This is a genomic window from Rhizobium sp. CCGE 510, from assembly GCF_000292525.1.
In the GTDB taxonomy this organism is placed as follows: domain Bacteria; phylum Pseudomonadota; class Alphaproteobacteria; order Rhizobiales; family Rhizobiaceae; genus Rhizobium.
The window spans coordinates 421,100-435,015 of record NZ_AEYF01000045.1; the positions used below are offsets into that span (position 1 = coordinate 421,100).

The following is a 13,916-nucleotide window of genomic DNA, read 5'->3' on the forward strand; positions in this document are numbered from 1 at the left end:
AAACGATCAGGCGACGAGGGAAAGCCGCTCCTCGGCGAGCAGCTCGATGGAAGCCAGGCGCTCGGCCGCGGAAAGCGCCGGTGTGTCGAGCACGAATTCCTTGACGCCGTAGTGGCGGTGAAACTCGTCCAATGCCTTGCGGATCTGCGTTGCGGTGCCGTGCAGCACACTCGGCACCTTCTCCTCGATGCGGTAATCGGTGACGCCGGCCTGACGGGCAAATTCGGCTGCCTGCTCCTCGCTGCCGACATTGACGGTCTGGCCGTTCGGCAGAAACACTTTGACGATGCGCAGATTGCCGACGCGCTCGCGGGCATAGTCCTCGCTTTCGGCGGCAAAGGCTGCGAGCGCCAGGATGGGTCGCTTGCCGCCGGATGCCTGCTCATAGACCTCGAAGGTCCTGCGCAGATTGTCGGGATCGCCGTTCAGGTGACCGGCAAAAACCAGTTCCCAGCCCTTCTCGGCAGCCAGTTTGGCGCTGTCAACGCTGGCGCCGAGCAGGAAACGTTCGGGAGCTGTCGGCGGAAAAGGCGTCGCCTGCGCACCCTCGTAATTCGGGTCAGCGGCGAGATAGGTGTTGAGATCGGCAAGCTGGCTCGCAAAATCCGGCTTCCTGGCCGGATCGACGCCAAGCTGGAGGGCGCGCGTCGAGAGCGGAAAGCCGCCCGGCGCCTTGCCGACACCGAGATCGACGCGGCCGGGCGCAAGCGATGCCAGAAGATTGAAGGTCTCGGCAACCTTGTAGGCGCTATAATGCTGCAGCATGACGCCGCCGGAGCCGATGCGAATCTTCGAGGTCTTGGCGAGAAGGTAGGCTATCAGTGCTTCCGGCGCAGAGCTCGCCAGATTGGTCATATTGTGGTGCTCGGCCACCCAGAAACGATGGTAGCCGAGTTCTTCGGCCCGGGCGGCAATCTTGACCGTCGCCCGCAATGCGTCTGCAGCGGTGAGACCCTGTTCGATCGGGCTTTTGTCAAGAAGGCTGAGGAGGTAGGTCATGACACCACGATCCGCTCGCTGGTTGCAAATTATAGTCTATAAAATCAGTAGACAAATATGATTATAAGAAATGACATTCTCTTTCGAATGCGCTGAGAGAAAAAAAGCGGCCGTGGCTATGATGGAATAGTGGTGGGGAACGTGTCCCCCTTGGCAGGCTGAGAGCGCAAATTGAAGCTCACGACGATCTTGCTTTTGACGTCATTCAAGCGCTGCCTGACGACAGATTTTGCGATTTGGTTAAGGATTTGTCGTAAGCTTCGTTCTCGTTTCCGGTGGCCCTTTGCCATCGGGCCAAACGCACTCACCACCGACGACGCCTGGAGACCGCAGCATGCTTAACCGATCCAAATGGCTTCGCGTCCTTGGCCTGACCGTCGCGGCCTTGACGACACCCGTCACTAGCTTTGCCGGTGCGCAATCCGCATCAGCGGATCTTCCGGACTGGTTGAAAGCATATGTCGGGGTGGCAAGCGGTCAAATCGCTCCCGTCGTCCTGGAAAGGGCCCGCGCGCTTTATTTCGACAAGCGGGCAAGCGGCGAGGTCCATAATTCCTGTTATTTTGCCATGGATGCAACACGCCCCAACGACCTCAGCGACGGACAATCGGGGGGACGCTTCTATGTAATCTGTGAGGCTACTCGAACATTTCGGGTGATGTCGGCCGGTCACGGCAGCGGGCTCAATCTTCCTGGCGTGGCCAACTTCGCCAACGGACGGGAGTGTGCGCGGAATTTCGGAAACGCCCAGGACTCCAATCTGACAACCGGCGGATCCTATCTTACCAGCGAGATCAAATGGTCGTTCAAGGGTTACTACAGGACGTCAGGCAAGCAGTTGGCGCTCCTGACGCGGTCATTTGTGCAGTTCGATGGCGTCGGCGACACGGCCAATGCTCGCGAGCGGGCGATCGGCGGGCATGCCGCGGCAAAACTTTCGCAAATCTGCATGCTCAAAAAGCCGGACAGTCCCTATGCGGACAGCAATGGCTACGTGCCTTTGGGCAAGCTCGTCACCTACGCCGGCGGGCGAAGCAACGGTTGCACCAGCTGGTCACCATCAGAGGCGTCGCAGGTGATCTCTGCAATCAGCGACAATCCGACGAGCCTTTATATCTATCCTGAATCGAGGGACGTTAACGCGGTATCCAAGGCCCTCGCATCGGGTCAGTCGCCGGCAGACAAAGGCCTCTACTGGAACTCCGCCTGCCTCGCGAAAATCTCCTCGCCCAAATACTGGTCCAAGAAGACCCTCGAACCGCTTATCGCGCAATACAAGGCAGACCATCCCGCGCCGCCATCGCATCCAGCGCCGATCTGCGCTACGCCGACCAACTGAAGTTCAGTACAGTCCTTTCGGGCGCCGCCACTCGCCCATTTTAAGATCGGGATGATCAACCCTCAGGACATGCCTTTGGATGACATGCCAATTGTTTTGTATGGCTTATGCCTGTTCATGTGCCAAGGACGCGGCTCTTCAAGAATGGACACTCGTCGGAGACCAAGAAGACGGCTGCCATCGGGATCTCGTCTGGCCTCGCGATCCTCCCGCCGGGATGCAGTTGCAAGGTCTCAGCGTTGGCAGCGGCTAGATTCGGAACGCTGCTCCAGTAATCGATAAGTGACGAAACTTCCGTCGGGTCCTCAGGAACCGGGGAGTAAATATCACTCAGCCGCTTTTCAATTGCGCCATCGCAAGCAGCGTGTCAGCGCTTATCGTCGCTGAGCCGGTCAGTATCGAAAGTGCTGTCGACGTGGTGCCCGTGCCGTTGGCCATGTCATACATGGCGGTGAAGCGTTTGATCAGATCGTCGACTTTGTCAGGATCCGCCAGATCCTTGATGTCGATGAAATTGTCGACCATCGCGGCTTGCTTGTCGACGTCCATGTTCGAGACATAACTGGACAGGTTGAAGGTCGTGGTAAAAAACTCGAAGAGTGCGCTGTCACCCAGAATGCCATAGGCGCTCGAAATCTCCGGCGCCTTGCGCTGGAAATAGAGCGCGAGGCGCACGCCGGTGTTGCTGTCGCCCTGATCGTCCTCAAGCGTCAGCCTGACATAGGAGTCGATGGTATCGAGCACATCGCCGCGCTGCTGCACCGTCCCGGTGGGATCGGCGGAAATATTGCCGTCCTGATCGAAATTGAACGAGCCGACGAGTTGGGCGAAACGATTGTCGTCCAGCTTGTTGACATAACTGTTTTCGTCGTCGAGATCGGAAGAAAACATCTTCTTCAATTGGTCCGACGTGACATCGTCAGGGTCGAGCCCCTTGGCCTCGAGTGCCAGGGAAACCAGGCGATCGTCGGCCAGAAATTCGCTCGCTGTGGTGATCGTCGCCATCTGCTCGCGAAAATAGCTGATCTCGTCATCCGCCGCATCGGTCGCCTCGGTCAGCTTGTCCCCTTCGAGGTAGCGCGTCTTGTTCTGCTTGTAATAGGCGGCGTAGTCGTCGACGACGGATTCCGACATGGCCTGTAGGGGAACGGTGACGTCGCCGTCGCTGTCGAAGTTGAAGGCTTTGCGAAAAGCGACGAACCGGTCATCGTTCAGGCTGTTGACATAGCTTTTGGCGTCCGTTGGATCGCTTTCGAGGATCTTCCGGACCTCGCTTCTCGAAACCTCGGTGGAATCGATGCCATAGGCGCGTAACGCCATTTCCCACATTTCCGGGAGATCGTCGTTGTCGTCATCGTCGTCATCGGCATTCGACACGAGGAAATCATCGATCGAGGTGACGCTAGCGATGCGCGTCGTATAGTTGTCGGTGGCGTCTTCCGTGCTGGTATTGGCGACCAGCACTTGATAATTTTCATCGAAGGTTGCCGTGGTGGTGGCGGTCTGTTCCGACGTCTGGGCGGTGTCGCCATCGGCAAGCGCGCCGTCCTCATCGAAATTGAAGGCGTCGTGCAGATCGGACAGGCCGATTGCATCGGCGATGTCGGCACTTTTCAGCGCCGCGGAAATGAAAGTGTCGGATTCGTCGTCGGTCAGCCCGTAGGCGATCCTGAGATAGCCGACCAGCTTATCGTCGCTCATCAACTGATCGACGGAGGTGACGTTTCCAATTTCTGCAGCGAAATAAGTGTCATAGGCCTCTCCGGTGTCCGAAGAAGCCGTGGTCGACGAGGCCACCGCATACCCACTCGTCACCAGCGAGATCTGGTCTTCCGACATCACGTCGCCGTCGGTCGAGCCGTCCTCGCTGAAGTTGAAGGCCTTTGCAAGGCTGAGATAGACGTCGTCGCCGAGCTGGTTGACGAAACTGTCGGGATCGTCGAGATCGCTCGTCAAAACCTCCTTCAGGAAACTGCTTGACGTATAGTCGGTGCTGAGACCGAAGGCCGTCAGCGCATAGTTCTTCAGTCTTGAACTCGACAGGAAATCATCGACGGAGGTGACCGACGAGATATTCTCTTCGAAATAATCCGTCTCATCCGCGATGTCGTCCGCCTCGGTGTCGAAGGACGTCTCATAGGCATCGAGCAGATTGTCCCGCTGCACGTCCGATTGCGCCGTCTTCGTCTCGCCGGAAAATTTGAACGCGGCTGCAAACTCGGCATAGCGGCTGTCGCTCAAGCTGTTGGCGAAGCTCGATGAATCGCTGAGGTCGCTTTCCAGCACCTTCTTCATGAAGGCCTTGGCATAAGTCATGTCGTCGAGCCCGTAGGCCTTCATGGCATAGGAGTAGAGCTTGTAATCGCCCATGAAGTCATCGACCGTCGTGACCTTGCCGATGTTTTCCGTGTAATAGGCGCTGTCGCGGGCAACCGTTGCCTGGGATGCGACGTTCGAAAGACTGGCACCGAGATTTCGAGCGACCGCGAGGTAGCTTACATAAGTAGAAACCAACGTCTGTCCCTCTTAAACTCTGGCGCTTACGCAATTCCAAACGCAAAACCCCCTGCGGCTTTTGCTGGATTTGCGCTAAGCACGGCGGCGCCGCGCGAAAGCCTGCCGGCAATCACGGGTGAAACTTTTCATCTCTGCGGGAATGTCGGCGCCGATCATGGCGAGGCACAGCCACGTCCATGTGGCCGAATCGATTTAAAAGAACTCCAGAGTTCTATAATTCATCTGATGCGGAATTGGAAGGGAAAATGCGACGCACTTCAGGCGGCGCCGACGCCGGCGGTAAAGATGGCGATGCACCGGCGAAGATGGGCAAGCAGCCTCGCCCGATCGGGCCAGGCCTGGGCGCGCCCCTCCGGCGGGCCCATACCGCCGAAGATCATGTCCATCAGCATGCGGGCCCCGCTTGCCGGGTCGTCGAGCGCCAACCTGCCTTCGGCCCGGCGATCGTTCAACCAGTCAGCAAGGTGTTGGCGGCTGGCAAGCATGCCTTCATGCTGCAAGATGTCGACAAGCTCGGGAAACTGCGCCGCCTCGCGAAAGACGAGTTGCAGGAAACCGGCACGATCCGCGTCCTTCTCCTCATCCATGTCGATCATGAAGATATGCTCGAGGCTCTCGGCAATCGAGAGATCTTCCGCGGGCCTGGGCAGATCGAGCATCATGCGCCGATGCGCGCCGACGACGGCGGCAAACAGCTCTTCCTTGCTCTGAAACAGTTTGTAGAGCGTCTGTTTCGAAACGCCTGCTTCGGTGGCGACGACCGCGGTCGTGCTTCCGGCATAGCCGCATTTTACAAAAACACGGCGGGCGATTTCGACGATATGCGTCCGCTTGTCCTCATCGCTGGAGACTTTCGGCCGGCCTCGCTTGCGCGGCTCATCTGCAGGCTCGTCAACAGCATCCATGACGATCTAGACCGCCTTACCGAAGCGCATGCCGACGAACCGGAAAAGCGGACTGCGATTTTTGATGGATGATTTTTTCAGTTGTGGCATTAGCAATTTCGATTTAGAGAACTCAGCAGTTCTGTAATGCGTTGCATCCCCACCCTCTAACGATGGAGCGCTTATGACGACCATTTCCGCCGCAACATCAATTTCTTCCTATTCCTATAGCAAGAGCTCAACATCCGCGTCCCAGGACATCCTATCCTGTAATACGGTTTCGGCAAAAAAATCAACCACAAGCCAGCAGTCCGACGAAGACACGACCAACAGCGCCGAGAAACTTATGGCGCAGTTGGTGTCACTGGCGATGAACGGTCTCACCGGTCAGTCCGGCTCCAGCCAAGATCAGGACGGCGGCGCGGGCATGGACGTTGCGCAACTGGACAGCGATGGTGACGGCTATGTGAGCAAGGCCGAGTTCGTCGCAGCCCGGCCGTCCGACGTGACAGTGGATCGGGCCGGCACGCTGTTCGACAGCTTCGACAGCGAAGGCACAGGCTCGCTGTCGGTCGATGCGCTGACCGAGGCCATGTCCTCTCAGTCATCCCAACGCCCCGGCGGACCGCCGCCATCACCACCCGCCGACGATGACCAGTCTGCGTCCCTGCTCTCCGATCTCGATACGAATGGAGACGGGCTCGTGACATTAGACGAATTCATGGCCGGCAGGCCGGACGACGTCACCGAAAGCCAGGCGAGCCAGCTCTTTGATCTGCTCGACACATCGGGCACCGGTTCATTGTCCACTACCACGGGCTGATAGCAGGAACGCCTGCATAGCCGTCAGTCGAACAAGTGGTGCGCCGCTATAGGCGCACCGACACCAGCGCCCGGATGAGCCGAAGCGCCTATCGCCATCACGGGGTCAGTCCAGACAATCAGATCATCGACGGGTGTGGGCTTTGCCCGGCGCCAGCGATGTCGTGCGCCCGCAATCCGGGATCTGGAAGCCTGTCGTCACATGGCATGTTCCCCAACCCTTAAGGATTGAGCCATGAGCATCTTTGGAAGCATGAAAACCGCCGTCTCCGGCATGAGCGCCCAGGCAAACCGGCTGAGCACGGTTTCCGACAATATCGCCAATGCAAACACGGTCGGCTACAAAGCCGTTTCCACCTCCTTCTCGTCGCTGGTCCTGCCGTCGTCTTCAGGCAATTATAATTCCGGCGGCGTCCAGACATCCGTGCGCCAGGCGATTTCCGAGCAGGGCGACATCTCCTATACGACTTCGGATTACGACCTGGCGATCTCTGGAGACGGCTTCTTTATCGTGGAAAGTCCCGACGGTACGCCTGTGCTTACCCGGGCCGGCGACTTCTCGGTCGACAGCGACGGCAATCTGGTCAACAGCGCCGGTTTTACCCTGATGGGGTATTCTTATGATTCCGGCGTGCCGGCGGTTGTCGTCAACGGTTTCGACGGCCTGGTGCCGGTTAACGTAGCCCAGTCGGGCTTGAGCGCGATCGCTTCGACCAGCGCCTATTTCAGCGGCAACCTGAACTCCGAGGCAACTGTCGTCACCGATACGACGACGCTGCCGAGCGCCAACTCGTCTGGTGTCACCGACGATACGCAGAAGATGTCGCTGGTTGCCTATGACAGCCTCGGCGGCACCGTCCAGTACGACTACTATTTCACCAAGACGGGTGTCACGACGGATGCAGCCGGCGCGGTCACCGGAAGCACCTGGGAGGTCGCGGTCTACCGCAATGCCGATGCAGCCACCGGCGGCACGACGTCCTTTCCCTACTCCTCCAGTGCGGTGAGCGTCGCGACGCTCTCCTTCGATGCCGACGGCCAGCTGACCTCTGCGACCGACACCGATATCGTCGATCCGGTCACGGCAAAGACGATCACCATGGACTATTCGGACTTCACCCAGCTTGCCTCCGATTTCTCGGCGACCGGCTCCGCCGACGGTCAGGCCGCAAGCGCCGTGAGCTCGGTATCGATCGGGACGGACGGCGTTGTGTCGGTCTCCTATGCGAATGGGGCGACGAAGGCGCTCTATCAGATCCCGCTTGCAACGGTCGCCAGCCCCGACAATCTGACGCTGCTCAGCGGCAACGTCTATAGCGCCAACGGAATGTCGGGCGTCACGGTCACCGGCTTTCCGCAGACGAACGGGCTCGGCTCCATCCAGTCCGGCGCCCTTGAGAGCTCGAACGTCGATCTCGCCGGCGAACTGACCGAGATGATCGAGGCGCAGCGCAGCTATACCGCCAATTCGAAGGTGTTTCAGACTGGCTCCGACATCATGGATGTCCTCGTCAACCTGAAACGATAGAGGGAGCGCCTCGATGTCGCTTACCTCCGCCTTGAACAGCGTCCAAAGCATTTTCAACAATACCGGCCAGCAAAGCAGCGTCGTTTCGACCAACATCGCCAATGTCGGAAATTCCGACTATGTCAGGCGCGAGGCGTCGATAACCACGTCTCTGTCCGGCGCACAGATCGTCAGCATCAGCCGGGCGCAGGAAACCGCGCTGCTTGCCCAGTTTCTGCAATCGAACGCCAAGGACAGCGCCCAGCAGACGCTTGTAACCGGCCTCGAAAGCCTGCAGTCGCTGATGGGTGGTAATGACTACGAGACTTCGCCGAGCACCTATCTCTCGGCATTTCAGCAGGGGCTGCAGACATTCGCCACATCGCCGAGCAGCACGACATCAGCGCAATCGGCCGTCACTGCCGCGCAGGATCTGGCCAATTCGCTGAATACCGCAAGCGACGGCGTCCAGTCGATCAGAGCCGATGCCGATGCCGAAATCGCCACGCAGGTCTCCTCGCTGAATACGCTATTGTCGCAGTTCGAAACGGCAAACAATGCGGTCAAGGCGGCGACAGCGACCGGCGCCGATACGTCCTCGGCCCTCGACGAGCGTGAAAAGCTTCTGAAGCAGATCTCCTCGATCGTCGGTGTGACCACCGCCGTCCGCGACAATAACGACATGGCGCTCTACACCTCTGACGGCACCGTGCTGTTCGAGACCATACCGCGCACCGTCACATACGTCCCGACGACAACCTACGTCGCCGGAACGGAGGGCAATTCCGTCTATATAGACGGCGTTGCGCTGGACGCTGGCGAGGGATCGACGACAAGTGCCTCGGGCAGCCTGCAGGCGCTGTTGCAACTTCGCGACGAAATCGCCCCGACATTCCAGGCTCAGCTCGACGAGATCGCCAAGTCCCTCATCCAGGCCTTCTCGGAAACCGACGGCAGCACCAACGCACCCGGACTTTTCGTCTGGACGACGGCGGCCGGAGCAACTGGTGGAACACCTGATGATTCCGACGATATCACCGGCATCGCGTCCTCGATATCGGTCAATCCAGCCGTCGTTACCAGCCAGGGCGGCGATGCGACGAAGCTCCGCGACGGGACGATCAGCGGCATTACCGATCTCAACAGCACGGGCGACAGCGGTTTCTCGGACAATCTCGACGCCCTGTATACGGCGTTGACGGAACAGCGCTCGTTCTCCTCCGACGCCGGTCTTTCCACAACGCAAAGCCTGATGGACTACGCCAGCTCCTCGATCGGCTGGCTCGAACAATACCGCAGCGATGCGACGGCGGCCTCGGAAAACACATCTGCGGCGCTATCGCGCTCCGACGAGGCCTATTCCAACGAGGCCGGCGTCAACCTCGACGAGGAGCTGACGCTCCTCCTCGATATCGAACAATCCTACAAGGCGGCGACAAAGATCCTGAACGTCATTGACGAGATGTTCCAGTCGCTCCTCGACATAGCGAGCTAGTCATGAAAGCCTCTTTTGTCTCATCATCGGCGATGCAGAACGTCCTGCGTCTGACCATCAGCCAGTCCCAAACCAAGCTGCAGCAGGCCTCGACGGAGGCGACGACCGGAACCTACGCCGATATCGGCGTCTCCCTTGGCGCCGGCGCCGCGAAAACGATCAATCTGACCAGCGCCATCGACCAGGCCGCCTCGTTCCAGTCGAGTAATGCCGTCGTCGGATTGCGCATGGATGCATCGCAGACCGCGCTTTCAAGCCTCAAGGATGCCGGCGACAGCCTGGTCTCGAACCTGACCGCGCTCCAGGCGAGCCAGGATACGACCAGCATCGCCGTTGCCCTGCAGGCGGCGGGCGCCACGATTTCTCAGCTGATCTCGACGGCAAACACCGAGGTGAATGGCGAGTTCCTATTTGGCGGAACGAACCTCGACAGCCAGCCTCTGACCGATCAGTCCTCTACGGTCTCGGATGCGATCGTGACCGCGCTCGGCGACTATGCAACCGGCCTCGGAAAAGACGTCAACGATCTGACCGGCGAGGAAATCGGCACGTTCATCACCGATACCGTCGAGCCGATGTTTTCCGAAAGCGCCTGGACGGACACTTCGGGAGGCTGGTCGACCGCTTCCAGCACCAACATGACAAGCCGGATCAGCGGCTCGGAAACCATCACCTCGTCCACCAACGCCAATTCCGAAGGCATGCGCTATCTGGCGCTTGCCTCCGTCGTCGTCTCCGCGCTCTTCGGCCAGGATCTCAGCGCCGACGCGCAGAGCACTGTGGCATCGAAGGCGATCGGTTATGCCGCGCAGGCGACTTCAGGCATCGTGACGCAGCAAAGCCAGCTCGGGCTCTCGCAGGAACGGGTCGAAAAGGCAAATGACGCGCTCGATGCCCAATCGAGCCTGCTCCAGGGAAACCTCGCCGATCTCCAGGGCGTGGATGCCTATGAGGCGTCGACGCTCGTCAACCAGCTGCAGACACAACTGGAAACGGCCTACACGCTCGTCTCGAAACTCCAGGGTCTGAGCCTGGTCAACTATCTCTGACGGATTGAAAATGCGGGAATTCAAACGGCTGCAAATACCGGCCTTAACCAGAGAGCCCAACACGAGCTGCTCCGAAATAGTGGCGGAGGCCGCCTTTGCGCTTGCCTCAGGCATCATCAATACGATCCCTTTCGTCGGCAACAAGCTCGACGAGCAACAGGCGCAGGCCTGGCCGCGTTCGGGGATTTTCACCGACGACGGCGTCGAGATGACGGGAACGCCCCCCGAAATCTTTGAGCTTTGCGAGCTCCTGGCCTCCTACATCGAGAAAGGCTCGTCATTCGACGTCTTCGAGGTTTTCCACAAGATTGCTCGAATCGACCGGTTGATCGACTGGCGTCAGGGCGCCTTGCTATCCCCAGAGTTGGAAAACACAAGGCATTGATAGGATATGCGAAATGCCGTCCGGAAGACGTTGTAGTCCCGCCCGCGCCGCCAAGGGGCATGGCATAGGCCGGGCTTGCATGTCGCCTGTGCGTTGCGGCAGGGTGGGCCTTGCCTTAGGGGAGACAGAGGCTGCTGCCGAAGGTCTTTCGGCAACGGTCTTTCAGGGACCGAGTGTGTTGTCGATGTCAAAGCCGCGCGCGAAGCTGCCATTCTCCGAAGAGACCTTGCAGGCCATGCTGGTCCGCGTGCTGCGCCCGCTGGTCAAGCTCGCTCTCGCCTCCGGTTTCAACTTCACGGCCTTTGCCACCGTGCTTCGCCGCCTCTATATCGAGGTGGCGGAGAAGGAATTCGAGCTGCCGAACAAGCCGCAGACGGACAGCCGCATCTCGCTGCTGACAGGCATCCACCGTAAGGACGTCAACCGGCTGCGCGGACTGGCGCTTGACCCCTCGTTCCTGACAGTGGGCGTTTCGCAGACGAGCCGTATCCTTGCCCGATGGCTTGCCGACCCGCTTTATTGCGATGCCGAGGACAGGCCGAGCACCCTGCCGCGCACGTCCAGCGATGGTGCCCCCTCATTCGAGAGCCTGGTCAGCGACATCACCAAGGACGTCCATCCCCGTTCCATCCTCGACGATTGGCTGGACCGAGGCATTGTCGTTGTCGATGAGGACGGCCGGGTCCGGCTCAACCTTTCATCGATCGTCCCGAATGCCGGCGACGAAGCGCGGCGGCACTATTTTACCCGCAACCTTCGCGACCATGTGCAGGCGTCGGTCATGAACCTGATGAACGACCCTCCTCCCTATTTCGAACGCGCCGTTCATTACGATGGGATGTCGCCAGCGCTAGCCGCCCGGCTCGACGAAATCGCGCGCGAGGAAGGGATGGCGATGCTTCTCAAGCTCAACAAGATCGCTCATCAGGCCATCAAGGACGATCCCGGCGGCAACAGCCGCTGGATCTCCGGCGTTTACGTCATGACCGAGGAGCCTGAGCCGGATCCTCAGGCAGATGCCGCTTCCGGGACGGAGGCGGACGAATGAGCCCGTCTACGATCTCGAGACGACAGTTTCTGCTGGGCGGAATTGCACTTCAGGTCCTGATACCGGCGATAACAGCCGCGCAGCCGACCGGCACCAGCGATCATGGAATCGGCGGATCCGGTCTTTCCATTCAGGGAGGCGGGGAGAACGAAGATCACGGGATCGGCGGAACCGGCATCGTCGGGACCATCCAGGGTTTTGGCAGCATCATCGTTAACAACGTCCACATACCATTCAACGCCGCGACGCCGATCGAGATCGATGGACGACGCGTTCCCGCCAGCGCGATGAAGGTCGGTCATGTCGCCCGGGTGCTGCTCACAGGAAAGCGCGCCGCCCGAATCACGATCGTCAGCGAGGTCCAGGGCCGTATCGACCGGATTGACAAGACCGGCATAAGAATACTTTCGCAATCCGTCGACACATCAGGTTTGGCGACGAAGGGCCTGCGGAAAGGCAAGCGGGTTGCCGTGTTCGGTATCCGCAAACCTGACGGTACGATCATTGCCCGCCGCATCGAGCCCCGCTCCGTTTCCGATGGCGCCCATGTCCGTGGTGTCCTCGTGAAGAGCGGCAATAATGTCCTGATCGGCGGACTTTCGCTTGGAAGCACGCACGGGTATCTGGCCGGCAAACAAACACTCGTGCGTATGAAGGCGGTCGCCGATCGATTGATCGTCACTCGTGTTCAGGCCGAACCTGTCGTGCCGGGCCTGAAACGCGGTACCGTCAACATCGAGACCTTCCGACCCGGGGACAGAGGCATGGCGGGTTCTGGACCTGGGGGTTCGCCGCCTTCCGCGTCGATGCAATTCTCCCCCGATGGTCATGGCTTCGTCGATATCGGCGTGCAGGATTCGAGCAGAATGACCGGTTTCTCCGGACCTGGTCCCGATGGCTTTGGTCCCCGCCCGCCGAATGGTCCTGGGGATGGACCGCGGCCCGATCACTCGCCTTTCGGCAGAGGCGGACCGGGCGGAGATTTTCCCGATCCGGGCAGGCGAGGTCCGCCACCCGGCCATGGCGGTCCCCCTCCCGGCTCAAGACCTCCCGGGTCGCCGCCTCCCGATCCGGGTCCGCACTGAAAACGCTGTCATTTACGTTGACAAATGGGAAATTTTCCCATTTTATTGCTCTTGCGAATCCTGCTTTGGGTGATTCCGGGAAGGGTTGCCGATTGGCTAACGGGTCCGCCCCATCCCGCTAGCCAATCGTTGATTTTCAAACGGTTTTTAAATCGAACCGTGTTCCCGCGTAATTGCAGAAATCGCCCACCGCCGACCCGACGGCGCCATCCGAACCAAGTTATCATCGCCCAAGAGGAATCAAAAATTGCTGTTGCTGGAGCGCGAACCGGATATTTCGATCGAGATGGACGAACCGACCGTTATTGCAACCTGGGAAAACCGCGCGCAAATCATCGGCATAATGAACAGCGCGCTCCAGATGAGCCAAGAATTCCAACAACTTTGGAATAGCAGCGGCGTAACGGGCCGGCTTAGCCAGGACGATACAGATAGATTGGTCGAACTGCTGCGCGAGATCGGCGATCTCAACGAAATGCTGATGCGATTGGCGTAAACTCTGACCAGAACGATCCGATCAAGAATTTAGACCTCTATGCCTTTGTGAATCTCGCGGCTTCTATCGACGACTGCTTCGAGATCGAGAGCCGGCTGCTTTGCGGAGAAAGGCGGGCATAGAAGGACATGGCTGGCTCCTTCCCGGCTTGACAGATCTCATAGTGTTCAAGAGCCCGCTCGACAATCTCGGCGATTGAACGATTTTCGCGCCGGGCAAGCCGTCATGCAAGATCACGCGCCTTTGAGCTTCGTACAGCAAGCCGAGATACGGCCATGCTGATCTCCTTT

General features: G+C 59.3%; 12 protein-coding genes and 2 pseudogenes. 9 read left to right on the forward strand and 5 right to left on the reverse strand.

The window, feature by feature from the left end:
- Positions 1–6: 6 nt before the first annotated feature.
- Positions 7–999 (reverse strand): LLM class flavin-dependent oxidoreductase, encoded by a 993-nt coding sequence (locus tag RCCGE510_RS26100; RefSeq protein ID WP_007634988.1) that lies wholly within the window; start codon positions 997–999, stop codon positions 7–9.
- A 334-nt stretch (positions 1,000–1,333) separates the two neighbouring features.
- Here RCCGE510_RS26100 and RCCGE510_RS26105 point away from each other — a divergent pair, with 334 nt between their 5' ends.
- Complete coding sequence (locus tag RCCGE510_RS26105; protein ID WP_007634990.1) at positions 1,334–2,338, forward strand: hypothetical protein; 1,005 nt, start codon at positions 1,334–1,336, stop codon at positions 2,336–2,338.
- 115 nt (positions 2,339–2,453) lie between these two features.
- Here RCCGE510_RS26105 and RCCGE510_RS35670 read toward each other — a convergent pair.
- The 3 genes and pseudogenes from RCCGE510_RS35670 to RCCGE510_RS26115 form a co-directional block, all read right to left on the reverse strand.
- Positions 2,454–2,621: pseudogene (locus tag RCCGE510_RS35670) on the reverse strand (short-chain dehydrogenase); the annotation flags it as partial.
- A 47-nt stretch (positions 2,622–2,668) separates the two neighbouring features.
- A complete protein-coding gene (locus RCCGE510_RS26110; RefSeq protein WP_007634992.1) occupies positions 2,669–4,852 on the reverse strand; it encodes a DUF1217 domain-containing protein in 2,184 nt (727 codons plus the stop codon).
- A gap of 260 nt (positions 4,853–5,112) precedes the next feature.
- Complete coding sequence (locus RCCGE510_RS26115; protein ID WP_007634994.1) at positions 5,113–5,760, reverse strand: TetR/AcrR family transcriptional regulator; 648 nt, start codon at positions 5,758–5,760, stop codon at positions 5,113–5,115.
- Positions 5,761–5,923: 163 nt separating this feature from the next.
- On the opposite strand from RCCGE510_RS26115, the gene RCCGE510_RS26120 reads away from it, so the two are divergent.
- The 8 genes from RCCGE510_RS26120 (at position 5,924) to RCCGE510_RS26155 (ending at position 13,626) form a co-directional block, all read left to right on the forward strand.
- On the forward strand, positions 5,924–6,562 hold the full coding sequence (locus RCCGE510_RS26120) for an EF-hand domain-containing protein (protein ID WP_007634996.1): 639 nt from the start codon (positions 5,924–5,926) through the stop codon (positions 6,560–6,562).
- Between the two features lie 234 nt (positions 6,563–6,796).
- The gene (locus RCCGE510_RS26125) at positions 6,797–8,089 is read left to right on the forward strand and encodes a flagellar hook protein FlgE (RefSeq protein ID WP_007634998.1); all 1,293 of its coding nucleotides are present in this window, start codon (positions 6,797–6,799) and stop codon (positions 8,087–8,089) included.
- Between the two features lie 13 nt (positions 8,090–8,102).
- The gene (gene flgK / locus RCCGE510_RS26130) at positions 8,103–9,563 is read left to right on the forward strand and encodes a flagellar hook-associated protein FlgK (RefSeq protein WP_007635001.1); all 1,461 of its coding nucleotides are present in this window, start codon (positions 8,103–8,105) and stop codon (positions 9,561–9,563) included.
- A 2-nt stretch (positions 9,564–9,565) separates the two neighbouring features.
- Positions 9,566–10,612: a flagellar hook-associated family protein gene (locus RCCGE510_RS26135; RefSeq protein ID WP_007635002.1), complete on the forward strand. Its 1,047-nt coding sequence runs from the start codon at positions 9,566–9,568 to the stop codon at positions 10,610–10,612.
- Positions 10,613–10,622: 10 nt separating this feature from the next.
- On the forward strand, positions 10,623–10,997 hold the full coding sequence (locus RCCGE510_RS26140) for a hypothetical protein (protein ID WP_007635003.1): 375 nt from the start codon (positions 10,623–10,625) through the stop codon (positions 10,995–10,997).
- A 184-nt stretch (positions 10,998–11,181) separates the two neighbouring features.
- Complete coding sequence (locus RCCGE510_RS26145) at positions 11,182–12,045, forward strand: DUF6502 family protein (protein ID WP_007635004.1); 864 nt, start codon at positions 11,182–11,184, stop codon at positions 12,043–12,045.
- A complete protein-coding gene (locus tag RCCGE510_RS26150) occupies positions 12,042–13,130 on the forward strand; it encodes a DUF5666 domain-containing protein (RefSeq protein ID WP_007635005.1) in 1,089 nt (362 codons plus the stop codon). Before RCCGE510_RS26145 ends, RCCGE510_RS26150 begins: the two co-directional genes overlap by 4 nt.
- A gap of 247 nt (positions 13,131–13,377) precedes the next feature.
- The gene (locus RCCGE510_RS26155; RefSeq protein WP_007635006.1) at positions 13,378–13,626 is read left to right on the forward strand and encodes a hypothetical protein; all 249 of its coding nucleotides are present in this window, start codon (positions 13,378–13,380) and stop codon (positions 13,624–13,626) included.
- A gap of 29 nt (positions 13,627–13,655) precedes the next feature.
- Here RCCGE510_RS26155 and RCCGE510_RS33765 read toward each other — a convergent pair.
- A pseudogene (locus tag RCCGE510_RS33765) lies at positions 13,656–13,903 on the reverse strand (plasmid stabilization protein).
- Positions 13,904–13,916: the final 13 nt, after the last annotated feature.